We start from the raw sequence: 25,046 nt of genomic DNA, 5'->3' as shown, positions 1-25,046 counted from the left end.
CTTGGAACAAACGGTTGGGGTTCACGGGCCCCGGTGGAGCAAGATGGGAACGCCCCCGCCCATCCCCTGCCCCGCTTCGCCGAGCCCGAGAGACAGCGTGTGCTGATACAACTGCTGCGAACGCACTTGCGTCCGTACAAGAAACCGATCTTCCTGCTCGTGGTGCTGCAGTTGTTGCAGACCAGCGCCACGCTCTACCTTCCCACCCTCAACGCCGACATCATCGACGACGGGGTGGTGAAGGGGAACACCGGCTACATTCTCGAACTCGGCTCGGTGATGATCGTCGTCAGCCTGGTGCAGGTGGTCTGCAACATCGGCGCCGTCTACTTCGGGGCCCGTACCGCCTCGTCCCTCGGCCGCGATGTGCGCGCGGCGGTCTTCGACCGGGTGCAGAGCTTCTCCGCGCGCGAGGTGGGGCATTTCGGCGCCCCGTCCCTGATCACGCGGACCACCAATGACGTCCAGCAGATCCAGATGCTCGTGCTGCTGGCCTTCACCCTGATGGTCTCCGCGCCGATCATGTGCGTCGGCGGCATCGTCATGGCGCTCGGCCAGGATGTGACGCTCTCCGCCGTGCTGCTGGCCGTCGTGCCGGTGCTCGGCGTCTCGGTGACCGTGCTGGTGCTGAAGATGCGGCCGCTCTTCCGGATCATGCAGGTGCGGCTCGACACGGTGAACCGGGTGCTGCGGGAGCAGATCACCGGCAATCGCGTGATCCGCGCCTTCGTCCGCGACGGCTACGAGCAGGACCGTTTCCGGGCGGCCAACACCGAACTCACCGATGTCTCGCTCGGCACCGGGCGGCTGGCGGCGCTGATGTTCCCGACCGTGCTCACCGTCGTGAACGTCTCGTCGGTCGCGGTGGTCTGGTTCGGCGCCCAGCGGGTCGACAGCGGCGCGATCCAGATCGGCGCGCTCACCGCGTTTCTCGCGTATCTGATGCAGATCGTGATGGCGGTGATGATGGCCACCTTCATGTTCATGATGGTGCCGCGCGCCGAGGTGTGCGCCGAGCGGATCGAGGAGGTGCTCGGCACCGATTCGAGCGTGGTCCCGCCGGACGCCCCGGTGCGGAAGCTGCTCCGGCACGGTTCGCTGGAGCTGCGGAACGTGGAGTTCTGCTACCCCGGGGCCGAGGAGCCGGTGCTGCGCGAGGTGGCGCTGACCGCTCGCCCCGGGGAGACCACCGCGATCATCGGATCGACCGGAAGCGGAAAGTCCACCCTGCTCGGGCTGGTCCCCCGGCTCTTCGACGCCACCGACGGCGAGGTGCTGGTGGACGGGGTGGACGTCCGGCGGCTGGACGCGGAGCTGATGGCGCGGACCGTCGGGCTCGTACCGCAGAAGCCGTATCTCTTCTCCGGCACGGTGGCCTCGAATCTGCGGTACGGGAAGCCCGACGCGAGCGACGAGGAGCTGTGGCAGGCGCTGGAGGTGGCGCAGGCCGCCGACTTCGTCCGGGAGCTGGCCGGCGGGCTCGACGCGCCCGTCGCCCAGGGCGGTACGAATGTCTCCGGCGGGCAGCGGCAGCGGCTCGCCATCGCCCGGACGCTGGTGCAGCGGCCGGAGATCTATCTCTTCGACGACTCGTTCTCGGCGCTCGACTACGCCACGGACGCGGCGCTGCGGGCGGCGCTGGCGCGGGAGACCGCGGAGGCGACCGTGGTGATCGTCGCCCAGCGCGTCTCCACGATCCGGGACGCGGACCGGATCGTGGTCCTGGACGAGGGCCGGGTCGTGGGCGCGGGAAGCCACCACGAGCTGATGGCGGGCAATGAGACCTATCGCGAGATCGTGCTCTCGCAGCTGACGGAGGCTGAGGCGGCATGAGCGGTCCACGCATCATGATGGGCGGCTCGGCCGAGCGGTCCATGGATTTCAAGGGTTCGGGCAAGCGGCTGCTGAAGCAGCTCGGCCCGGACCGGGCGCTGCTGTGGACGATGCTGGCGGCGGCCGTGCTGAGCGTCGGCTTCTCGGTGGCGGGGCCGATGGTGCTGGGGTGGGCGACCGACCGGATCTTCGCCGGCGTGGTGGGCCGCGGGCTGCCCGAGGGCTCCACCAAGGAGGCCACGATCGAGGGCCTGCGGGACAAGGGCGACGACGGGATGGCCGACATGCTGTCCGGGGTGAATTTCATCCCCGGCCACGGCATCGACTTCACCGCCGTCGGCCAGGTGCTGCTGGTCGCGCTGGCGCTCTTCCTGATCTCCGGCGCGCTGGCCCTGGTGTCGAGCCGGTTGTCGATCAAGGTGATCAACCGGTCGGTGTACCGGATGCGGCAGGACGTCCAGGCGAAGCTGTCGCGGCTGCCGCTGTCGTACTTCGACCGGGCCAAGCGCGGTGAGGTGCTGAGCCGGGTCACCAATGACATCGACAACATCGCGCAGACGCTTCAGCAGACGATGGGCCAGCTGGTGAACTCGCTGCTGACCATCTTCGGCGTACTGGCGATGATGTTCTGGGTCTCGCCGCTGCTGGCGCTGGTCGCGCTGGTGACGGTGCCGCTGTCGGTCTTCGTCGCGGCCCGGGTGGGCAAGCGTTCGCAGCCCCATTTCGTCCAGCAGTGGAAGTCGACCGGGAAGCTGAACGCCCATATCGAGGAGATGTACACCGGCCACGCGCTGGTGAAGGTCTTCGGGCGGCAGAAGGAGTCGGCCGAGGACTTCGCCGAGCAGAACGAGGCGCTGTACGAGGCGGGTTTCAAGGCGCAGTTCAACAGCGGGGTGATGCAGCCGCTGATGTTCTTCGTCTCCAACCTGAACTATGTGCTGGTGGCCGTCGTCGGCGGGCTGCGGGTCGCGTCGGGGACGCTGTCGATCGGCGAGGTGCAGGCGTTCATCCAGTACTCCCGGCAGTTCTCCATGCCGCTCACCCAGGTGGCGTCGATGGCGAATCTGGTGCAGTCGGGCGTCGCCTCCGCCGAGCGGGTCTTCGAGCTGCTGGACGCGCCGGAGCAGGAGCCGGACGTGCCGTCCGAGCAGCGGCGGCGGCTGCCGGAGCGGCCCTCGGGGCAGGTCTCGCTGGAGGCGGTCTCCTTCCGGTACGACCCGGAGAAGCCGCTGATCGAGGATCTGTCACTGAGCGTGGAGCCGGGGCACACGGTGGCGATCGTCGGCCCGACGGGGGCCGGCAAGACCACCCTGGTGAATCTGCTGATGCGGTTCTACGAGGTCACGGGCGGCCGGATCCGTCTCGACGGGGTGGACGTCGCCGAGATGTCGCGGGACGATCTGCGGTCGGCGATCGGGATGGTGCTCCAGGACACCTGGCTCTTCGGCGGCACGATCGCGGACAACATCGCGTACGGATCCGCGCGCGAGGTGAGCCGTGCGGAGATCGAGGAGGCGGCGCGGGCCGCCCACGCGGACCGTTTCATCCGGACGCTTCCCGACGGCTACGACACGGTCATCGAGGACGACGGCTCCGGGGTCAGCACGGGTGAGAAGCAGCTGATCACCATCGCGCGGGCGTTCCTCTCGGATCCGGTGATCCTGGTGCTGGACGAGGCGACCAGCTCGGTCGACACCCGTACGGAGGTGCTGATCCAGAAGGCGATGGCGCGGCTCTCGCACGGGCGCACCAGCTTTGTGATCGCGCACCGGCTCTCCACCATCCGGGACGCCGATGTGATCCTGGTGATGGAGAGCGGTTCGATCGTCGAGCAGGGCACGCACGACGAGTTGCTGTCGGCGCGGGGCGCGTACGCGCGGCTGTACTCGGCGCAGTTCGCGCAGGCGGTCGCCGAGGTCGACTGAGGAGGGTGGGCGGACCGGGGGGCGAGGGCCCGGAGGGCCGGGCAGCGGGGTGCCGGAGGCCGGGTGGCGGGGGCCGGGCGCCCTCGCGCGCCCGGTCCGGTCCGGTCCGGTCCCGCGGTGATCCCGCCCGGGTCCGGAGGATCGGGGCGGGTGCGGGCGGCGCGCGGCGGCCGTCAGTCCAGATAGCCGCGGAGCTGGTCCGCGAAGGCGTGGTCGCGGAGCTTGTTGAGGGTCTTGGACTCGATCTGGCGGATGCGTTCGCGGGTCACGCCGAAGATCCGGCCGATCTCCTCCAGCGTGCGCGGCCTGCCGTCGACCAGCCCGTACCGCAGCTGCACCACCTTGCGCTCCCGCTCGCCGAGGGTGGAGAGGACGGCCTCCAGATGCTCGCGCAGCAGCAGGAAGGCGGCCGACTCGACCGGGGAGGCCGCGTCGCCGTCCTCGATGAGGTCGCCGAGCGCGACATCGTCCTCCTCCCCCACCGGCGCGTGCAGGGAGACCGGCTCCTGGGCGAGCCGCAGCACCTCGCTGACCCGCTCGGGCAGCAGATCCAGCTGGGCGGCGACCTCCTGGGGAGTGGGCTCGTAGCCGCGCTCCTGGAGCATGCGGCGCTGCACCCGGACGACCCGGTTGATCAGCTCGACCACATGGACGGGGACCCGGATGGTGCGGGCCTGGTCGGCGAGCGCCCGGGACATGGCCTGGCGGATCCACCAGGTCGCGTAGGTCGAGAACTTGTAGCCGCGGGCGTAGTCGAACTTCTCGACCGCCCTGATCAGACCGAGGTTCCCCTCCTGGACGAGGTCGAGCATGGTCAGCCCGCGGCCGACATAGCGCTTGGCGACGGAGACGACCAGCCGGAGGTTGGCCTCGATCAGCCGGCGCTTGGCCACCCGGCCCATGACGACGAGTCGGTCGAGGTCGACGGCGAGCTGGGAGTTGTTGATGTCGGGGGTGGTGCTCAGCTTCTCCTCGGCGAAGAGCCCGGCTTCGACCCGGCGGGCCAGCTCCACCTCCTCGGCGGCCGTGAGCAGGGGGATTCTGCCGATCTCGCGCAGATACTGGCGGAAGAGATCGGACGAGGGGCCGCCGCTCTCGGTACGGGTGCGCGCGGGCTCCGGCGGGTCGGGGGCTTCCACCGCGTCCTCGACGGAGGTCGTCGCCGCGGCGGAGCGGATGTCGGGAAGGTGTGCGGGCAGGCTCTGCGCGGGGACGGCCACGAGGGTCTCCGTCCCGGCCGGGTGCTGGGCCAGGGGTGTGCCGGGCGGGCTCTCGGCCGGTGTCTCGGTCAGGGTCTGGGTCTGCACGGGGGGCGACCTCCAGGGTGATCGCTGCCGGTTCACGGACGTGCGGCAGCGGGACGGAGCGGCCGGGCCGCTGTCCGTCCCGTACACGATGAACGGATCCGCGGGGGTGCGTGGCCCACTGTGTCGGTGTGGGCGGTCGCGCTCCGAGGACTCAGGCACCGCCCCCAGTGTGGGGTACGACACACAGCCGCCACGAGGGGCGTGCGACGACTTTCTGAGTCCGATGCGTGACCGGCCGGTTACCGAACGGGGATACGGCGGTGCTCAGTGACGCCCGGTGCGGGCGGGGCGCGCGGGCGCGGGGCGCGGTGAGGGGCGCGACGGGCGGTGCGGGTCGCCGCGGTGCGGGCGGTCGGGCTTCGGGCGAGGGCCGGAGGGGCCGGGTCAGAGGGCCGCCGCGCCGTGGTTGCGCAGGGACTGGCCGTACTGCTGGAGCACCCACAGCTCGTTCTGCACGGCGGTGTGCCGCTCCGGGTCCGCCTGCTGTCCCAGCCTGGCCAGCGTGCCCTGGACCTCGCGGATCCGCCGGTCGACCGCGCGCAGCCGGACCTGGACGAGCTGCACCCCGGCATAGGTCTCGTCGACGATCTTGGCGTGGATGGCCTCGACCGCCATCTCGGTGACCATGGCGCGGATCGAGTCGTTCGGCGCGGCCTCGCGGACGCGGATGAGATATCCGGAGCTGTCGGCCGTGCCCTGCTCGGCGCCGCCCGCCTCGGCGATGGTCTCGCGGACCGCCGCGTACGGCGGGGCGGTGAACTCGTCCACCCCGTAGGCGTCGAAGGCCGGGGAGACCAGCTCCGGATTCTGGAGGGCGAGCTTGAGCAGCTCGCGCTCGGTGCGGTGGGCGGGGCTGCGGAGATTGATCGCCGGGCCGGAGCCGCCGGGGCCGGCCGAGGGCTGGGCCTGTCCCTGCCCCTGCGGCTGCCGGCCCGGGTGCTCGCGGGAGGGGGCGGCGGGGCCCCGGCCGCCGCGGTCACGGGCCCAGCGGGCGAGCTGGGCGACGCGCTTCACGACGAACTGGGTGTCGAGGATGCCGACGATCCCGGCGAGCTGGACGGCCGACTCGTGCTGGATCGCGATGTTCTTGATGCCGGCGACGATGGGCGCGGCCTCGTCCAGGGCGGCGGCCCGGCCCGCGGGCGTCTCCAGATTGTGGCGGGTCACGACCTGGCGGATGGCGAACTCGAAGAGCGGGGTGCGGGTCTCGACCAGCTTGCGCACGGCGTCGTCGCCCTCGGCGAGCCGCAGGTCGCAGGGGTCCATCCCGCCGGGAGTGATCGCGATCGAGGTCTCGGCGGCGAACTTCTGATCGTCCTCGAAGGCCCTCAGCGCGGCCTTCTGCCCGGCGGCGTCGCCGTCGAAGGTGAAGATCACCTCGGCGGTGGCATTGTCCATCAGCAGCCGCCGGAGAATCTTGATGTGGTCGCCGCCGAAGGCCGTGCCGCAGGTGGCGATGGCGGTGGTCTCCCCCGCCAGATGGCAGGCCATGACGTCGGTGTATCCCTCGACCACGACGGCCCGGCGGGTCTTGGCGATCTCCTTCTTGGCCAGATCGATGCCGTAGAGCACCTGGGACTTCTTGTAGATGCCGGTCTCGGGGGTGTTCAGATACTTGGGGCCGTTGTCGCTGTCGTAGAGCTTGCGGGCGCCGAAGCCGACGACATCGCCGGAGATGTCCCGGATCGGCCACATCAGCCGGCCGCGGAAGCGGTCGATGGGCCCTCGGCGGCCGTCCTGGGAGAGGCCGGAGAGGATCAGCTCCTTGTCGCTGAAGCCCTTGCCGCGGAGGAAGCGGGTGAGATGGTCCCAGCCCTGGGGGCTGTAGCCGACGCTGAAGTGCTGGGCGGCCGCGTACTCGAAACCGCGGTCGGCGAGGAAGGCGCGGCCGGCCGCTGCCTCGGGGCTCTTCTCCAGCTGCTCGATGTAGAACTGCGCCGCGATCTTGTGGGCCTCGACCAGGCGGATGCGCTCGCCGCGCTGATGGCTCGGGTTGTACCCGCCCTCCTCGTACCGCAGGGTGATGCCCGCGGTGGCGGCGAGCCGCTCGACCGTCTCGGAGAAGGTCAGATGGTCGATCTTCATCACGAAGGCGATCGTGTCGCCGCCTTCCTGGCAGCCGAAGCAGTGGAAGAGACCCTTGCTCGGGCTGACCTGGAAGGAGGGCGACTTCTCGTCGTGGAAGGGGCAGAGCCCCTTCAGATTGCCGCCGCCCGCGTTGCGCAGCTGGAGGTAGTCGGAAACGACGGCGTCGATCGGGACCGCGTCCCGAACCGCCTTGACGTCGTCATCGTTGATCCTGCCTGCCACACGTGAATTCTACGGTGGACCGCGGACACTTCCGTCTGCTGTGGACAACTCCCGTCACTCGCTCAGCGACTCCAGGGGTACGGAGGGGTCGCCGAGGGCCTCCGGATCCACGCGGGAGCCCGAGCGGATCAGTGCCTGCACGGGTGTGGTGACGTCCCACACATTGACGTTCATCCCCGCGAGCACCCGGCGGTCCTTCAGCCAGAACGCGATGAACTCGCGCTTTCCGGCGTCGCCGCGCAGCACCACCTGGTCGTACGACCCGGCCGGGGCCCAGCCCGAGTATTCGAGGCCCAGGTCGTACTGGTCGGAGAAGAAATAGGGCACGCGGTCGTAGGAGACCTCCCGGCCGAGCATGGAGCGCGCGGCGGCCGGGCCGCCGTTGAGGGCGTTCGCCCAGTGCTCGACGCGGAGCCGGGAGCCGAGCAGCGGATGGTCGGCGGCGGCCACGTCGCCGGCGGCGTGGATGTCGGGGTCGGAGGTGCGCAGGGCGGCGTCGACGGCGATGCCGCCGCCGTGGGCCCGGTCGGCGAGGGTGAGGCCCGCGGCCTCGGCGAGCGCGGTGCGCGGGGCGGCCCCGATGGCGGCGAGGACGTGGTGGGCGGGGTGCTCCTCGCCGTCGTCGGTGCGGACCGCGAGCACCATGCCGTCCTGGCCGGTGATCTCGGTGAGACGGGCGCCGAAGTGGAATCGGACGCCGTGGTCCTGGTGGAGTTCGGTGAAGATCTGGCCCAGCTCGGGGCCGATGATCTGGTGCAGCGGGGTGGGCTCGGGCTCGACGACGGTGACCTCCGCGCCGTAGCCCCGGGCGGCGGCGGCGACCTCCAGGCCGATCCAGCCCGCGCCCGCGATGACCAGCCGGCCGTTGTCCCGGCCGAGGGCGGCGAGGATCTGGCGCAGCCGGTCGGCGTGGGCCAGCCGGCGCAGATGGTGGACGCCGGCCAGCTCGGTGCCCGGAATGTCCAGCCGGCGCGGTTCCGCGCCGGTGGCCAGCAGCAGCTTGTCGTAGTGGAGGACGGTGCCGTCGCCGAGGCGGACGGACTTCGCGGCGCGGTCGACGGCGACGACGGTCTGGCCGAGGTGCAGCTCGACGTCGGCCTGCGCGTACCAGGCGGGCTCGTGGACGAAGACGCTGTCCCGGGCCTCCTTGCCCTGGAGATAGCCCTTGGACAGCGGCGGTCGTTCGTAGGGGTGGTCGCGTTCGTCCCCGACGAGGATCACTCGCCCGGTGAATCCCTCGGCACGGAGGGTCTCGGCGGCCTTGGCCCCGGCGAGACCACCGCCGACGATGACGAATGTCCGATGTCCATCGACCACTTGATGCCTCCTCTTTCCGGCTTCCGCGCTGGACCTTCAGCGAGCGTCCCGCACCGAGCGTGGCGGCGGAAGAGGGAGTGGTCTTGGCGTGTCCCGCCGTACGGCCCCCGCCGGGCGGTCCGTACGGCCCGTCACCCGGCCGTGAGCTGGGCGTGCAGGGTCCGGGCAGAGGCGTCGGTGAGCGAGGCGAGCTGATCCACAATCACCCGACCGCGCGCCCGGTCGTCCGGCGCCGCCTCGAACAGGGCGCGGAACTGGGGATCGAGGCTCTCGGGCGCGCGGGCGGTGACGGCCTCCGCCAGCTCGGTCAGCACGATGCGCTGTTCGAGGCGGAGGGCCTCCTGCTCGGCGCGCTGCATCACATAGCGGTCGGCGACGGCCTTGAGGACCGCGCACTCCAGCCGGGCCTCGCGGGGGACGACCAGCTCGGCGCCGTACCGGGTGAGGGGGCCGGCGCCGTACGCCCGGCGGGTGGCGCCCTCGGCGGCGAGGCAGAAGCGGCCGATGAGCTGGCTGGCGGCGTCCTTGAGACGGGCCTGGGCCAGGGCGGAGCCGTCGTAGCCGCTCGGCCACCACTCCTGGCCCATGAGCCGGTCGAGGGCCTCGGCCAGCTCCTCGGGCGCGGTGTCCGCCGGGACGTAGCGGCCGATGGCCACCCGCCAGATCTCGGCGCGCTCGGGCTCGGCGAGCAGCAGACGGTGGTCGAGGTGTCCGGCGTGGAGGCCGTCCTCGAAGTCGTGCACGGAGTAGGCCACGTCGTCGGACCAGTCCATGACCTGGGCCTCGAAGCACTGGCGGTCGCCCGGCGCGCCCTCGCGGATCCAGTCGAAGACGGGCAGGTCGTCCTCGTACACCCCGAATTTGACCGATTGGGGGTCGGTGGGGTGGCCGCCTCGGGGCCAGGGGTATTTGGTGGCCGCGTCCAGGGCGGCCCGGGTGAGATTGAGGCCGACGCTGATCACTTCGCCGCTCGCGGCGGTGGTGAAGCGCTTGGGCTCGATCCGGGTCAGCAGCCGCAGGGACTGGGCATTGCCCTCGAAGCCGCCGCAGTCCTTGGCGAAGTCGTTGAGCGCGGCCTCGCCGTTGTGGCCGAAGGGCGGGTGGCCCATGTCGTGGGAGAGGCACGCGGCCTCCACGAGGTCGGGGTCGCAGCCGAGGGCCGCGCCCAGCTCACGGCCGACCTGGGCGCACTCCAGGGAGTGGGTGAGGCGGGTGCGCGGGCTCGCGTCCCAGGCCTGATTGCGGGTGCCGGGCGTGACGACCTGCGTCTTTCCGGCGAGGCGGCGGAGGGCGGAGGAGTGCAGCACCCGGGCGCGGTCGCGCTGGAAGGCGGTCCGCCCGGGGCGCTTGTCGGGCTCGGGGGCCCAGCGCGCGGTGGCCGAGTCGTCGTACCGGTCATGGGTGGTGCCAGTGGTGCCTGCCATGCTCCGAAGGTAACCGGAGGGTGTGACAGACGGGGCGGCCGGACGGGGGCGAGTTCTCGCCGCCGGTGTCGGGGGCGGGCGCGACCGGTCGTCGTGGTGCGGCCGGCCCGATCGGCGGGTGTGGTGACCGTGCGCGATTCCGGCGGGCGGCGGCGATCCGCGGGGCGGATCCGCCGTGGGCAGGTGACAGGAGTTTTCCACAGGTTCGCCGGTGCCCGAGCGGGTTGTCAGAGCCCTCACCTACTGTGATCGGCATCGAAACCGGTACGTCGGGGAGGCGGTCTTGCCATGGGCTGGATCGAGACAGACAGCGGCGGGTACAGCGTGGCCCTGGACGGCACGAGCGTGCTGTGCAGGAACGCGGCGGGGCGGCAGCTGAAACAGGTTCCGCCGAAGCTGCGGGACGACGCGGCGGTGGTGCGGCTGCGCCAGCTGTCGGAGTGGGTGGAGCGGCATGAGCGGGAGTGCCGGGAGCAGGTGGACGCCTGGCTGGTGCGCTCGCTGCCGGTTCCGGTGGCGCTGCTGGCGCGGGTGTGGCCGGACGAGGCCTGGCGGTCGGCGCTGCGGGATCTGGTGATCGCGCCGGTGGGGGCGGACGGCAGGGCGGAGATGGAGCGCGCCGGTCTGCTGCGGGACGCGGACGCGGCGAAGGGCGTGGGGATCGTCGATCTGGACGGCGATTCGGTGCGGCTGGAGTGCGAGAGCGTGCTGATACCCCATCCGGTGCTGCTCGAAGACCTGGACGAGCTGCGGGAGTTCGCGGTGGAGCTGGGCGTCGCGCAGCGGGTCGAGCAGCTGTTCCGGGAGGTGTGGCGGCGGCCCGGCGAGGTGAGCGGCGACAGCTGGCCCGGATACGCGAAGGCGCGGTTCGAGCAGCTGCGGCACGCGACGGCCCGCGCGGTGTCGCTGGGGTATCGGGTGCGCGGCGGTCAGGTGCTCTGTCCGCTGGTGGAGGACGGCCGGGCGCTGGAGGCGGCGTTCTGGCTGGGCTCGGACTACCCGGACGCGGATACGCACACCGGGGATCTGGAGTGGCGGGACAAGGACGGCCGGCGGCTGCCGCTGGCCGAAGTGGGGCCGGTCGCCTGGTCGGAGGGCGAGCGGATGGCCGCGCTGGTGCACGCCGGCCGGGTGGTCGTGGACGACGAGGAGGCGCTGCGATGAGCGGCGCGTCGAGCACCGGCACGGACGCCGGAGCGCGCACGGACACGGACACGAGCACGGACACGAGCACGGATCAGGACACCGGCACGGCGGGCGCCGTGGACGGCACGGACACGGGGATCATCTCGGGGGGATCGATGGACGCGGTGCTGGAGGCCGGAGGGGTGCTGCCCCTCGGCGGCGGCTCGGACGGCGGGAAAGACTCGGCCGGCGGGGAAGGCTCGGTCGGCGGCAAGGGGCAGGGGCGGCGGTCGGCGCGGGGCGCGGGCAGGGGCGAGGGGGCCGGCGGGCGCGCGGACTCGGACGAGCTGACGGCGCGCGCCTACCGCCATCCGGCGCTCGACGGGCGCACGGTGGTCCGTCTGGTGCCCTCGACCAACGCGCCCGCGGAGGATCTCGCGCTGGAGTACCTCGGCTTCGAGACCGCCGGTTCGGCGGCCGTCGGCCGGGTGAAGCCGCAGTCGCTCGGCTTCCCCGCCTGGGCCCTGGTGAACGACCCGGCGCGCGGCCATCACGCGCTCGCCGTGGTCAAGGAGATGGAGCGGCTGGCACGCCAGGTGGCGACCAAGCCGGGTCTGGCGAAGGAGGGCTTCGACGAGATCGGCGAGCGGCTGGACCGCTCCGTCCCGCATTTTCTGCCCACCTACTACGAGCAGGTCGGACGGCTGTTCCTGGCCGCCGAGGCACGGCAGCAGGCGTCGGTCTTCTTCGGCAAGGCGCGCGCGGCCGAGCAGCGGCACGCGCTGGCGGTGGACGAGGAGCGGCTGCGGGAGGTGTTCCTGGAGTTCGCCGGGGCGGGCGCGCTGAGCGGCAAGGCCCTGCGGGAGTACGCGAAGGGGCTGGCCGACCGGCTGCCGCCCGAGCGGGCGTACACGGAGTTCCGGCTCGTCTCCGCGCAGCGCTGCACCGCCGGGCTCACCCCGTACGCGGGCATGCTGGAGGATCTGCGGCGGCTGGCGAAGAGCGCGGGGCTGGACGTGGCCGCCGAGGAGTCCACCCTGATCAGGGAGATCATCCACACGGGGGCGATGAGCCACGCCTCGGGCACCTTCTGGAAGTCGGCGCTGCCCGCGCTCACCGCCCTCGCCGCCGAGGACCCGGCCGTACGGGAGCGGCTGCTGAGCCTGCTGCCGGAGACGGGCGGCGACCGGCCGGAGGAGTTCGACGCGTCCTGGCTCGCCCTGCTGGAGCGGTGCGGCGCGATCGATCTGCTGCTGGAGGGGAAGGTTCCGGCAGCCGAGTGGCTGTCGTCGTGGAGCAGTCACCGCCAGCGCGGCTGGCGGGACCTGAAGCGGCTCGTGCCCGAACTGACCCTGGTGGAGCGGCTGGCGGACCGTCTGATCGCGGACGGCGAGCCGCTGAGGCTGGTGGGCGGCGGCTGGCGGGTCAGCGTCGACCTCGATCTGCTGGACCTCTGTCTCTCGCTGGGCGTCCCGGTGCACGCCCCGGCGGAGGGGGTGGAGAATCTGCAGCTGTCCGGATGGCTCTCCGACGAGGGCGAGGGACGCCGGGATCTGGCGGCGCTGGTCGCGGACGAGCGGTTCGCCGCCCTGCTGCGCGGCGGGGTGGAGCAGCTGGCGGGCGGCGGCGAGTCCCCGGGCCGGCTGAAGCGGATCGCCGAGCATCCGGCGCTGCGCACGGTGCTCGCGGCCTGGCTCACCGACCGGGCCGACGATCTCGACCGCCCGCTCGGCCTCCCCGAGGTGGACCGCCAGCTCACCCGGCTCTCCCGGTTCTCCTCCCCCGAGGTGCTGGCCGCGGCTCCCGGGGCGCTGGAGCGGATCGCCGCCTTCTCCCCCGCCGGGGCGCTCGCGCGCACCCTGCGCGCCGGCGTCCTGGACGAGCTGGGCTGGCCCGCGCTGGAGGAGGCGGCGGCGGAGCTGGGCGACGGCGCCGGGCCCACGAGCGATGAGCCGTACGAGCTGTCGGACGCCTGGCCCGCGCTGGTGCTGCGGCTCGGCATGCGGGCCGTCGCGGTGGGGCCGGGTGAGGTGCTGGACCGGCAGACGCTGTCGTTCCCGGGCGCGGACAAGTCCTGGCACGGTCCGACCGTCCGCTACATCGGCGGACAGTGGCTCGTCGTCAACGGATACGGCCAGAGCCGCCGGGGCGCCTGGTCGGGCAGCTCCGCCGACTCCTTCACCCCGGACGGGACGCTCCAGGGCTCCTGGCAGTCGTCCAGGATCCCCTCGCTGGAACTGCCCGACGGCGGCCGCACCTTCGGCGGACGTCCGGTCCACCCGGGCGACACCTCGTTCGCGGACGAGTCCCGGGCGGTCGCCTCGGACGGAGTCTCCGTCTGGGTGCTCCACGAGGGCGAGTGGTGGGACTACGACCCGGCGACGGCCCGCCGGGGCCGGGTCACGCTCCCGGCCTTCTTCGACTCGGCGCTCGCGGAGCGCTCCGGGACCCTGATGCCGCGCTACTGCCGGCTGCTGCCCGCGCGGGCGGGTCTCGACTCGTCGCCGTTCGGCAGCAAGGACGGGCTGGTCGGCTGGTGGGTGCGGTTCGACCCGGCGACGAGCACGCTCACCGCCTGCTCCGTGGACGGCGGCCGCAGCCCCTCGGTGGAGGTCCCCCGGGGCACCCGCCCCGAGCGGTTCGGCGGCGGATTCCCGCTGCCGCCGCTGAGGCTGCCCGGCGGCGCCGCGCTCCATCCGCGCGAGGCCCGCGGCTTCCGCGAGGGCGTGCGGCTGTACGACGCCGAGGGCGTCTGTCTGGCCTCCGTCACCGAGGGCGCCCGGGGCCAGACCTACGCGGGCGGCACACCGGTGGTGGCCCCGATCGGGCACTGGCACGCGCTGCGCCCGCGCGACGAGCAAGGTTCCCACGCGCTGCGCGCGGTGACCGACGCGGACGCCGCGGCGCTGCTGGCGGCGGTCGCCGAGGGAGCCGAACCGGCCCTCGCCGTGGCCGAGCTGCTGCCGCGGATCACCCACCCGAATCTGATCGCCGGGGTCGCCGGGCTCGTGAAGGAGGCCGCGCGGCACGGCGGGCGGGTCGGGGCGCTGGCCGAGAAGGCGCGCGGACGGACGGGTCCCGGCGCGTCCGAGGACGTTCCGGCGGTGCGGGCCGCCCATGACGGTCTGCTGCGGCAGGCGCTGAACTGCCTGACGGAGTCCCACCGCTACTACGGTTCGTACGGCTGGCAGCAGGACCACTCCTCGGCCATGAGCCAGCTGTGGTCGCTGCGGCGGGTGCTGGCGGACGGCGACGCGGCGGACGGGGTGCGGCCCTCCAGTGTGAACTGGCTGCCGCTGTCCGGACCGGGCCTGGCCGGGGCCGCGATCCGGGCCGCCTCCCCCACCACGTCCGAGAAGGAGCGGGAGGCGCTGCTGGAGTTCCTGGACACCGCGCTGGAGGTGCGGGCGGACGGCGACGCGATCCTGCTCGACCCGCGCGGACGGCTGCGGACCCTCAAGGTGAAGGGCGCGTCGGACGGCGAGCCCGCCCGCCGGGCCGGCTCGCTGCTGCGCTCGGCCGACCGGGTGCTGATGATCCTGGACGTCGAGCGCGCCGAGCCGCCGCACGCCGTGTGGAACTGCGTCGAGTACGACCCCGCCGGGGCCTTCGGCGGCTGGGACGGGCTCACGGAGACCGCGTCCCGGGTGCTGGGCTCCGCGTCGGATCCGGCGCGGGCGGAGTCGGTGCGCCGCGTCGTCGACGGCGTACGCGAGCACGGGCCGCTGCCGTACCGGCCGGAGCAGGCCGTGGAGTTCGCCGAGCGGGTCGGCGTGGGCCCGGTGACGGCCGCCCTCGTCCAGCTCGGACTGCCCGGCCTCAATGAGTACGGGCGGGACGGGCTGCTGGCGGCGGAGTACCTCACGCCGCTGGGGCTCAAGAGGGCGGACGCCACCTCGGCCCGCGAGACCGTGGGCGACTTCTCGCCCGGCGCCCGCCAGAGGTTCACCGGTCTGCTGCTGCCGGCCGATCCGGACCGGGCGGACGGGCTGTGGACGCGGGGCTTCGACCTGGAGCCGCTCACCGAGGCCTGGATCGCCGAGCGCGGGAGGCGGCGGGCCACGCCGTCCTGGCTGACCGGGCGGCTGGTCGCCGAGTTCAGCTCGGACCCGGGTCTGGACGCGGCGCTCAATCCCGAGGCGCGGCCGGAGCTGACCGGGCGCACCGAGCAGCGGCCCGACGAGGACGGCGATCTGGAGGCGGTCGACAAGGACCGGCTGCTCACCGGATATCGGCTGGTGTCCTATGTGACGATGCTGCGCTGGCTGGCCTACCGGCTGCCGTTCGGCGATCCGCTGCGGGCCGTGCTGCCGGTGACCCTGCGGATGCTGCGGGAGCGGCTCGCCGATCCGGGGCTGCTGCTCGACCTCCAGGCGGACTGGGACGAGAAGGGGAAGGCGACGTCGCGGCGGATCCGCGAGGCGCTCGGCCTCGGCCCGCGCACGGAGAGCCGCCAGGGCGGTCCGGTCGAGGTGTCCGACGCGCTGCTGCTCACGCCCGCGCGCTACTACACGGAGTTCGAGTCGGTGTGGGTGCGGTCCGCGGCGCTGATGTCGGGGGAGCACGCGGGCCCCGACCATCCGGCGCTGAAGCTGCTGCTGGCGATCGCGGGCGATTCGGACGCGATGGCCGCGCTGCGCGCGCTGCTCGGCCCGGAGTTCGAGGAGCTGATATCCGCCGAAGGGCCCGAGGGGGCCGCCCAGCATCCGGTGCGCAGCGCGCCCGGGCTCGTGGCGGAGGCCGCCGGGCGGTTCGGTCTCTCCGAGGACGCGGCGGCGCTCTATCTGATGCTGCTGGCGCTGCCGGATCCGACGGACCGGAATCAGGCCGAGTGGACGGGCTGGAAGCCCGCCCGGCTGAAGAAGGCGCGGGCGGAGCTGGCGGCGACCGATCTGGTGGTGGAGGCGAAGCGGGCCAGGGCAGGGCGTTCGCTCTTCCTGCCGGGCGGCTGGCTGGAGGCGCGGACGCCGAGGCTGCCCCTGGAGAGCTGGAAGACGGCGCTGCTGCCCGAGTCGGGGGGCGGGTTCGCGATTCCGGACCGGCCGGTGGCGGAGCTGTTCGCGGCGGCCTGGCAGCGCGTGGTGGAGGGCGAGGCGCCGGGGTTCGAGGAGTTCAGGGGACGTAACGCCAAGAGGGGCAAGGGAGGTTCGCGATGAGCGGGCGCGAAGGCGTGGAGACGGTGGACACGGTGGAGACGGTGGGGACGGCGCCGGGACAGCGGCAGATCGAGCTGCCCGAGGACCGGTACGCGCGGGAGCTGGAGTTTCTGACCGGCTGGGACGACGGCCCCCGGCCGCCGGGCTGGCGGATGACGCCCCGGGCGGTGGTGGTGTTCGTGTGCGGATCCGGCGGCGAGCCGCTGAAGGCCCCCGACGGACGGCAGCTGGAGATCGCGCGGAAGTTCGTCGGCGACCGCTCGCTGGTCGAGCGGTGCGTGGTGACCCTGGCGGGCGAGCGGGGCCTGCTGCTGGTCGGGGAGCCCGGCACCGCCAAGTCGATGCTGTCGGAGCTGCTGTCGGCGGCGGTGTGCGGCAGCAGCGCCCTCACCGTCCAGGGCACCGCCGGCACCACCGAGGACCAGCTGCGCTACGGCTGGAACTACGCGATGCTGCTGGCGAAGGGCCCCAGCCGGGAGGCCCTGGTGCCCTCGCCGGTGCTGACCGCGATGACCCGGGGCGCGGTGGCCCGGATCGAGGAGGTCACCCGCTGTCTCCCGGAGGTGCAGGACGCGCTGGTGTCGCTGCTCTCCGAGCGCCGGATGTCGGTGCCCGAGCTGGCGGGCGGCGACGGTGCGGACGGGACCGTGCACGCGGTGCCCGGCTTCACCCTGATCGCCACGGCCAATCTGCGCGACAAGGGCGTCTCGGAGATGTCCGCCGCCCTCAAGCGCCGGTTCAACTTCGAGGAAGTGGGCCCGATCGCCGATCTGGACGCCGAGACGGCGCTGGTGCGCGGGCAGGCGACGGCGGCGCTCGCCCGTTCCGGGGCGGGTTTCGCGGTGGACGACACGGTGCTGGAGGCGCTGGTGACCGCCTTCCGGGATCTGCGCTCCGGGCGCAGCGCGGAGGGCTGGGAGATCGAGCGCCCCTCGACGGTGATGTCCACGGCGGAGGCGGTGCATGTGGCCACCTCCATGGGGCTCGGCGCGGCCTATCTGAGCGACGGGCGCGATGTGGTCCGGACCCTGCCGGGCCATCTGCTGGGCACGGTCCGCAAGGACGACCCGTCCGACCACGCCCGGCTCCTCGGCTACTGGGACGGGCCGGTCCGGCGGCGGGCGGAGCGCGGTGCGCCGCTGTGGCGGACGCTGTGGGAGCTGCGCGATGAACTCGCCTGACCGGGCGGGGACCGGCGGCGCGGCGGGCGGTCCCGAGGAGGCCGTCGCGGAGCTGGCGGGGTGCCGGGAGCCGTATCTGCTCGGGGTGCGGCACCATTCGCCCGCGCTGGCGGCGGCCGTTCCGGCGCTGCTGGCGGCGGCGGACCCCGAGGTGCTGTTCATCGAGCTGCCGGAGGAGTTCGCGCCCTGGCTCGGGCATCTGGGCGATCCGGCGACGGTGGCTCCGGTGGCGCTCGCGGGCAGCGGGGCCGAGCTGGTGTTCCTGCCGTTCGCCGAGTTCTCGCCGGAGCTGGCGGCGATCCGCTGGGCGCGGGAGGCGGGGGTGGAGGTCGTCCCGTTCGATCTGCCGCTCGGGGCCCGGGACACCGGCCCCGACGGGCGGCGGGCCGGTCCCGCGGCCGGGCCCGGCCCTGCCGCCGGGCCCGACTCCGGCTCCGACTCCGGCTCGGGCTCGGGCTCCGGCACCGGCACCGGCACCGGCACCGGGGGCACGGGATCCGTACCGCCGGGGGCGCTCGCGGCCGCGCTGCGGTCCCGGGCCGGCGGGCGGCCCGGTGACGATCTGTGGGACCGGCTGGTCGAGGCGGCCGCTCCCGGCGGCGAGCCGGAGGCGCTGCGCCGGGCCGCGCTGCTCGTCGGCTGGGCCCTGCGCGAGGACGGGGGCCCAGTCGACCCGTACGACCTGCGGCGCGAGGCGCATATGCGGCGGCGGCTGGCCGAGCACACCGGCCGACGGGCGGCGGCGGTCATCGGCGCGTTCCACGCGCCCGCGCTCACCGGGAGCGCGGCCGCCGGGGCTCCGGACGCGGGAAGCGCGGACGCCGGAAGAGCGGGTGCGGGAGGCGCGGGCACGGGCGCGGCCGGGGGGAATCCGGTCGCGCCGGCCCGGGCGGCGCGCGGCGCGGGGTCCGCCGAGGTCGTCACCTCGCTGGTGCCGTACGCGTATCCGCTGCTGGACGAGCGGTCGGGATACCCGGCCGGGATCCGCGATCCCGAGTGGCAGCACGGGGTGTTCCGGGCGGCGGGCGATCCCCGGCTCCTGGACGAGCTGCTGATCGCCACCGCCGTCCGGATCTGCGCGGCGGTGCGGGCCTCGGGGCATCCCAGCGGTCCCGCCGACGCCCGGGAGGTGGTGCGGGTCGCCCGCGATCTGGCGACGCTGCGCGGACTGCCCGCCGCCGGGCGGGGCGAACTGGCGGAGGCCGCGCGGACGGTGCTCACCCAGGGCCGGCTGCTCGGGCGCGGCCGGGTCGTCGCCGCCGCGATGGAACAGGTGCTGGTCGGCTCGCGCCAGGGCCGGCTGGCTCCGGGGACGCCGCGCTCCGGGCTCGGCCCCTCGGTCGAGAGCCTGCTCGCCGAGTTGCGGCTGCCGGGGCCGGAGGAGCCCGACCGCCGGGAGGTGCGGCTGGACACGCTCCGCACCGATCTCGACCGGCGCCGGGAGATCGCCCTGCGGCGGCTCGCGGTGTGCCGGGTGCCGTACGGGGAGGAGTCCGAGGTCGCCGGGGTCGGCGACGCCGCCGCGCTGACCACCCGCTGGGCCGTGGCCTGGACGCCGTCGACGGCCGCGATGCTCGATGTGGCGGGACTGCACGGGGTGACGCTGGAGCAGGCCGCCGAGGGGACGCTGCGCCGCCGCAGGGCGGACGAGCGCCGCCGGGGCGGCCCCACGGCCGCGGAGGTGCTCGACGCGCTGGGCCTGGCGGCGGCCTGCGCGCTGCGTCCGCTGGCGGCGGAGCTGCTGGCCGAGACGGCCGAGCTGCTCCCGGCGACGGGCGCCCTGCCCGAACTGCTCACCGCGATGGGCCTGCTGGACCGGATCCGGTCCGGCCATGTGCCGGGCGTGGAGGCCGAGTGGGAGCGGCCCTCGGTCGACGCGGCCTACGAGGAGCTGGCCTCGGCGGGGGTGCGCGCGCTCGACGGACTCGCGGGCTCCACCGAGCCGTCCGACGCGCGTGCCCTGGTCTCGCTCGCCGGTCAGGCCGCCGAGCTGGGCGGCGGGCTGCGGCTCGCCGACGCGCTCGCCCGGCTCGAGGACGGCGCGACCCCGCTGATCCGGGGCGCGGCGGGCGCGGCCCGGGTGCTGCTGGGGCAGCGGGACCCCGGCTGGTTCGGGGACCGGCTGGCCTCGCTCGCCGACTCCGCCACCACGCCCGAACTGCGCTCCGCGCTCGCCGGGACGCTGCACGGCTCGCTGCTCGCGGCGGGCCCGCTGCTGGAGACGGGCCGCGCGCTCGACCCGCTGCTGGAGCGGGTGGAGTCCTTCTCCGACCGGGCGTTCCTGGAGCGGCTGCCCGCGCTCAGGGCGGGGTTCGACATCCTCGCTCCGGCGGCCCGCTCCCGGCTGCTCTCCGTCGTGGAGGACCGCACCGGCGCGTCGGCGGGCGCCCTGACGGGCCCGGTCACCGACCCGGAGGCGCTGGCCCTGCTCGCCCTGGCGGATCTGGCGGGCCGGGAGGCGCTGCTGTCCCGGGGGCTGGGCGCGCCCGCGCCCGCTGCCGTACGAGAGGCACCGCCCCCGGAGGCCCCCGTCGCCCCGAACGCCCCGTCGGGCGCGAGCGCCGGATCGGCCGGGCACGCGCTCACCGGCGGGGAGCGGTGGCGGCTGCTGCTCGGACGCGGCCGGGAGCTGACCGGGAGCGCGCTCCGGTACGCCACCGCGCTGGACGAGTTGTACGGCAGCGGGCGCGGCGAGGGCTCGCGCGGGGAGGACGGACACGGCCGAGGCGGCTCCGGGGGCGGGAGCGAGGCTCCGTACCCGGACATCCGGGCCTGGTCCGAGGAGCTGGCCGCGCTCTTCGGCCCGGGCGTGCGCGAGGAGGTCCTCGCCTCGGCCGCCGACGCGGGCCGGCTCGACGCCGCGCTCGAACTGGACCCCGGCGCCGCCCGCCCCTCCGTCGAACTGCTGCGGACCGTGCTCTCGTACGCGGGCGGGCTGCCCGAGCAGCAGCTCGCCCGGTTGCGGCCGCTGGTGGCGCGGCTGGTCGGGGAGTTGACCGAGGCGCTCGCCAACCGGCTGCGCCCCGCGCTCACCGGGCTCGCGCACCCCCGGCCCACCCGCCGGCCGGGCGGCCCGCTGGATCTGGCCCGCACGCTGCGGGCGAATCTGACGACCGCCCGGCGGGATCCGGGGACGGGCGCGGTCACGGTCCTGCCGGAGCGGCCCGTGTTCCGCACCCGGGCGCGCCGGTCGACCGACTGGCGGCTGGTGCTCGTCGTGGACGTGTCCGGCTCCATGGAGGCGTCCACGATCTGGTCCGCGCTCACCGCCTCCGTGCTCGCCGGGGTCCCCACGCTCAGCACGCACTTCATCGCCTTCTCCACCGAGGTGCTCGACCTCACGGACCAGGTGGAGGACCCGTTGAGCCTGCTGCTGGAGGTCCGGGTCGGCGGGGGCACCGACATCGCGCGGGGGCTGCGGCACGCCCGCGAGCTGGTGACCGTGCCCTCCCGCACCCTCGTCGTCCTGATCAGCGACTTCGAGGAGGGCGGCCCGGTCGGACCGCTGCTGTCGGAGGTGCGGACGCTGGTCGACGCCGGCTGCCATGTGCTCGGCTGCGCCTCGCTCGACGACGAGGGCCGGCCGAGGTACTCCACCGGTGTGGCGGGCCGGCTGGTGGCCGCCGGCATGCCGATCGCCGCACTCAGCCCACTGGAGCTGGCCCGCTGGGTCGGCGAGCGCGTAGGAGGTACGCACCGGTGACCGTGAACCCTTCCCCGCACCTGCCCCCGGTGGCCGCCGAGGTGGCGGCCGGGGCGCTGGATCTGCTCCCCGCCCGGCTGCGCAAACGGGTGGACGGAGCCCTCGCCAAGCTGGCCGGGTGGCCGGTGGAGTCGGTGCCCGACGGCGTACGGGTCCGGGTCGACGAGGAGACCTCGGTGACGCTGCGGACCACCGGCGGGATCGTGGCGCGCGCCGAGGACGCGGTGTGCGGCTGTCTCCTCGCGCCGGCCTGTCTGCACCGCGCGGCCGTGCTCTCCGGCGCGCCGCTCGCCGAACCGTCGGAGCCAGAGCCAGAGCCAGAGCCGGAGGCAGAGACAGCGCCGGAGCCGTTCGGCGGGGATACGGACGGCCGGGCCCGGGGCGAGGAGAGCACGGGCGGGGGAAGCCCCGGCGGCGGGGCGTCGGGCGGGCCGGTCGAGGGCGGCCCGGCCCTCACCCCCGCCCAGGTCGCCGCGATCGCCTCCCTCCGGGCCGCCGCGACCTCGGTCCTGGTGACCGGGGTCGCCGGGGCCGGAGCCGTCCACCGGGCCGAGCTGCTGCACGCCGCGCACTCGGGCAGGCTCGCCGGACTCCCCCTCCCGGCCGCCGCGGCGGTGCGGATCGCCCGGCGGCTCGGCGAGGCGCGTTCGGACGATCCCGCCTTCCGGCTGCCCGAACTCTGCGCCGAACTGGCCGGGCTGCTCGATCTGCTGCGGCGGCCCGCCGACGCGGTGACGCCGGCGCGCCGCTCCTATCGGCCGGCGGGGCCGCTGAGGCTGTACGGCCTGTTCACCGAGCCGGTGGTGACGGCCTCGGGCTACGCGGGGGCGACCGCGTACGGAATGGCCCCCGACGGGACCCTGCACACGGTCTCCGACATCGCGCCCGGCGGCCCGGAGCGCGCGGCCCAGGCGTCGGGGACTCCGGTCCCGGGCGGCTGCGCGCTGCCGTTGCGCGAGTGGGGCGACGGGGGCGCGGTGATCCTGACCGGTCCGACGGTGTCGCCGGAGGGCCGGATCGGCGGCGGTACGCGGATCCGTTCGGTACGGGCGGCCGGCGCGCGGTGGCACGAGCCGCCGCTCGACGCGCTCTGGCGGCGGCCGCCCGCCGAACAGCTCTCCCGTGCGCTCGGCGGACCGGCCGAGCCCGTCGAGACCCGTCAGGCGGGCGGCGATCTGCTCTTCCTCACCGGCACGGTCACCGGCGGCGGTTTCCGGGTCGCCGGCGGACCGCTCCTGCGGCTGCTGGCTCCGGACGAGCGGGCGGAGCTGGCGTACGCGGAGAATCTGCGGCTGCTCGCCTCCCGGCCGGGGCTGCGGCTGCGGCTGATCGCGCGGGCGGTGGCCGACCGGCCCGGCGCGGTTCAGGCGCTGGCTGCGGCGTGGACCGGGCACGACGGGGAGACCGTCAGAGCGGACCTCGGCCTCCGCCGTCTGAACCGCTCCCACCTGCCGCCCCCGGGCGCCCCGGGCACCCCGGGCACCCCGGGCACCCCGTCGGCCCCGAGCCCGACGGACTCCACGGACAGCCCGGCAGCCCCCGGCACCCCGACCGGCCCGCACCCGGCCGCCCCGGACCCCACGGGCCCCCCGCCGGCCGCCGGCGTCCCGGCCGCCCCGGACCGGGCGAGCGCCTCGGCGCCTCCCGGCACTCCGGACCTCACGGATCCGACAGGCGCCCCGGTCGGCCCGGACCCCACGGGTCCGGCGGGGACCCCGAGCGACCCGAGTCCGACGGGCCTCGCGGGCACCTCGGTCGGCCCGGGCCCGACGGACCCCGTGGACCGTACGGACCCCACGGGCCCGGGTGGACCGGCCGACCCGGCCGACCCGGCCGGTACGACAGGTACGACAGGCCCCGACCCCGTCGCCGCCCCGGCCCGCGCCCCGGGGCCGGGCCCCGGCGTCGGTCCGGTCCCCGGCCCGCGCTCCGCGGGCGAGCCGGACGGGCCCGGATCGCCCGCGATCCCCGCGGTGCCCGTGGAGTTGGAGCTGTTGCGCAGGGCAGTGGACCGGGCGGTCGCGGGCGGGCGGGCGGTGACCGCCGCGGCGGCGGACGGCGAACTCCCGCGCAGACTGCGCGCGGTGGGTCTGACCACGGGCGCGGAGTGCGCCCGCGCCCTCGCGGAGACGGCCGCCGACCGTCGCCACGACGCGCTCGGCCGGCTGCTCCCGGCGGACCCGGACGCCTTCGCCGCGGCCTGGCTCGCCGCCTCCGTATACGCCTCGGCGGCGACCCGTTCGCTGCTGCCCGCCGCGTGGTCGGCGGGGGCCGCCGAGCCAGGCCGACAGGCCCCCGCTCCGGAGGGAAGGTGAACCGAACAGGCTCGAACACCGTCTGAGCGGGTGTGAAGCGCCCGAGAATGAAACTGCCCCCGCTGCGCCGACCGCACCTGCCCCGCACCCGACGGGGCCGGCGGCGGCTGGTGCAGGCGACGATGCTCGGCTGTGTGCTGGCGCTCTCGCCCGCGACCTGGATGCACGCCGTCGCCGACAGCCGGGTCCGCCCGCTGGCGGAGGTGCCGGCGCAGGAGGTGGCCGTGGTCTTCGGAGCCGGTCTGTGGCAGGGCAGGCCCACGCCCTATCTCGCCCACCGTCTGGACACCGCGGCCGAGCTGTTCCGCACGGGCAAGGTCAAGGTCGTCCTGGTCACCGGGGACAACAGCCGGGAGGAGTACGACGAGCCGGACGCCATGCGGGCCTATCTGACCGAGCGCGGGGTGCCCGGCGACAGGATCGTGAGCGACTACGCCGGGTTCGACACCTGGGACTCGTGCGTACGCGCCAAGAAGATCTTCGGCGTCGACCGGGCGGTGCTGGTGACCCAGGGCTTCCACATCCGGCGGGCGGTGACGCTCTGCCGCTCGGCGGGGATCGAGTCGTACGGGGTGAGCGTGGCCGAGCCCCACGACTCGACGTGGATCTACGGCGGGGTGCGCGAGATGTTCGCGGCGGGCAAGGCCGCGCTGGACGTGGCGCTGAAGCCGGATCCGCGCTTCCTCGGGGACGAGGAGAAGGGCGTGGCGGAGGCGCTGGCGGCGGCCGGGGAGTAGGGCGCGCGGCGAGACATCTCGCCGGACACGCGGGCGGGCGGCTCGCGTCTCCATGTCCCGCGCGCGACAGTGAGCACCATGGGATTCATGGACAGAGACGTCACCGCTCTGCTCGCCCGGCACACCGAGGCGCTGGCGCTCTTCGGAGACCGGGTGCACCAGGTGCGGGCCGACCAGTGGGACGAGCCGACACCCTGCGACGAATGGTCCGTACGCGACCTGGTCAACCATCTGACCGCGGAGCAGCTGTGGGTTCCGGACCTGATCACGGAAGGCTCCACGATCGAGGAGGTGGGCGACGCCCACGACGGCGACGTCCTCGGGGCGCATCCGCGCGCCGCCTGGGACGCCGCCGCCCGCGCCGCCCGGAAGGCGTTCGCCGAGCCGGGGGCGCTGGAGCGGACAGTGTGGCTGTCGTACGGGGAGACCCCGGCGGTGGCCTACTGCTCGCAGATGATCATGGACGCGGTGGTGCACAGCTGGGATCTGGCGCGGGCCGTCGGCGCGTCCGAGCGGCTGCCCGACGAGCTGGTGGGCTTCGCGCTGCGGGAGGTCACTCCGTACGCGGCGGAGCTGTCGAAGTCGGGGCTGTTCGCCCCGCCCATCGAGCCCCCGCCGGGCGACAGCCACCAGACCAGGCTGCTCGCGCTGCTGGGCAGACGCGCCTGACGGCGGCGCGGGCGACCGGGCGGGGACGGTCGGCCGTCACGGCG

General features: G+C 74.4%; 12 protein-coding genes and 1 pseudogene. 9 read left to right on the top strand and 4 right to left on the bottom strand.

Features of this window, described 5'->3' with window-relative positions:
• Positions 1–99 precede the first annotated feature (99 nt).
• Positions 100–1,833, top strand: a complete 1,734-nt coding sequence (locus tag ACF089_RS10265; RefSeq protein WP_392024413.1) for an ABC transporter ATP-binding protein — start codon at positions 100–102, stop codon at positions 1,831–1,833.
• Entirely contained in the window at positions 1,830–3,758 is a 1,929-nt protein-coding gene (locus ACF089_RS10260) for an ABC transporter ATP-binding protein (protein WP_392024409.1), read from the top strand. The genes ACF089_RS10265 and ACF089_RS10260 overlap by 4 nt, the downstream gene beginning before the upstream one ends.
• Positions 3,759–3,931: 173 nt before the next feature.
• Here ACF089_RS10260 and ACF089_RS10255 read toward each other — a convergent pair.
• The 4 genes and pseudogenes from ACF089_RS10255 to ACF089_RS10240 form a co-directional block, all read right to left on the bottom strand.
• Positions 3,932–5,224, bottom strand: a pseudogene (locus ACF089_RS10255) (sigma-70 family RNA polymerase sigma factor).
• Between the two features lie 225 nt (positions 5,225–5,449).
• Positions 5,450–7,375, bottom strand: coding sequence for a DNA primase (dnaG, locus tag ACF089_RS10250; RefSeq protein ID WP_392024406.1), 1,926 nt, complete (start codon positions 7,373–7,375; stop codon positions 5,450–5,452).
• A gap of 54 nt (positions 7,376–7,429) precedes the next feature.
• Positions 7,430–8,692 carry an NAD(P)/FAD-dependent oxidoreductase gene (locus tag ACF089_RS10245; protein ID WP_392024403.1) on the bottom strand — a complete coding sequence of 421 codons (1,263 nt, stop codon included), beginning with the start codon at positions 8,690–8,692 and terminating at the stop codon, positions 7,430–7,432.
• A 131-nt stretch (positions 8,693–8,823) separates the two neighbouring features.
• On the bottom strand, positions 8,824–10,116 hold the full coding sequence (locus ACF089_RS10240) for a deoxyguanosinetriphosphate triphosphohydrolase (protein WP_392024400.1): 1,293 nt from the start codon (positions 10,114–10,116) through the stop codon (positions 8,824–8,826).
• A gap of 288 nt (positions 10,117–10,404) precedes the next feature.
• On the opposite strand from ACF089_RS10240, the gene ACF089_RS10235 reads away from it, so the two are divergent.
• From ACF089_RS10235 to ACF089_RS10205, 7 genes are all read left to right on the top strand, one after another.
• A complete protein-coding gene (locus tag ACF089_RS10235; protein WP_392024398.1) occupies positions 10,405–11,280 on the top strand; it encodes a DUF4132 domain-containing protein in 876 nt (291 codons plus the stop codon).
• Positions 11,277–16,397, top strand: a complete 5,121-nt coding sequence (locus ACF089_RS10230) for a hypothetical protein (RefSeq protein ID WP_392024395.1) — start codon at positions 11,277–11,279, stop codon at positions 16,395–16,397. The genes ACF089_RS10235 and ACF089_RS10230 overlap by 4 nt, the downstream gene beginning before the upstream one ends.
• Positions 16,394–17,578: an AAA family ATPase gene (locus tag ACF089_RS10225; RefSeq protein ID WP_392024392.1), complete on the top strand. Its 1,185-nt coding sequence runs from the start codon at positions 16,394–16,396 to the stop codon at positions 17,576–17,578. Before ACF089_RS10230 ends, ACF089_RS10225 begins: the two co-directional genes overlap by 4 nt.
• Entirely contained in the window at positions 17,565–21,281 is a 3,717-nt protein-coding gene (locus tag ACF089_RS10220; RefSeq protein WP_392024389.1) for a DUF5682 family protein, read from the top strand. The genes ACF089_RS10225 and ACF089_RS10220 overlap by 14 nt, the downstream gene beginning before the upstream one ends.
• Positions 21,278–23,596 carry a hypothetical protein gene (locus ACF089_RS10215; RefSeq protein ID WP_392024386.1) on the top strand — a complete coding sequence of 773 codons (2,319 nt, stop codon included), beginning with the start codon at positions 21,278–21,280 and terminating at the stop codon, positions 23,594–23,596. The genes ACF089_RS10220 and ACF089_RS10215 overlap by 4 nt, the downstream gene beginning before the upstream one ends.
• Positions 23,597–23,643: 47 nt before the next feature.
• Positions 23,644–24,333, top strand: coding sequence for a vancomycin high temperature exclusion protein (locus ACF089_RS10210; RefSeq protein ID WP_392024383.1), 690 nt, complete (start codon positions 23,644–23,646; stop codon positions 24,331–24,333).
• Between the two features lie 87 nt (positions 24,334–24,420).
• Positions 24,421–25,002, top strand: a complete 582-nt coding sequence (locus ACF089_RS10205; protein WP_392024381.1) for a TIGR03086 family metal-binding protein — start codon at positions 24,421–24,423, stop codon at positions 25,000–25,002.
• Positions 25,003–25,046: the final 44 nt, after the last annotated feature.

This window comes from Streptomyces sp. NPDC014894 (assembly GCF_043080985.1).
Lineage (GTDB): Bacteria > Actinomycetota > Actinomycetes > Streptomycetales > Streptomycetaceae > Streptomyces.
This window is presented reverse-complemented; position numbering and strand designations above follow the sequence as displayed.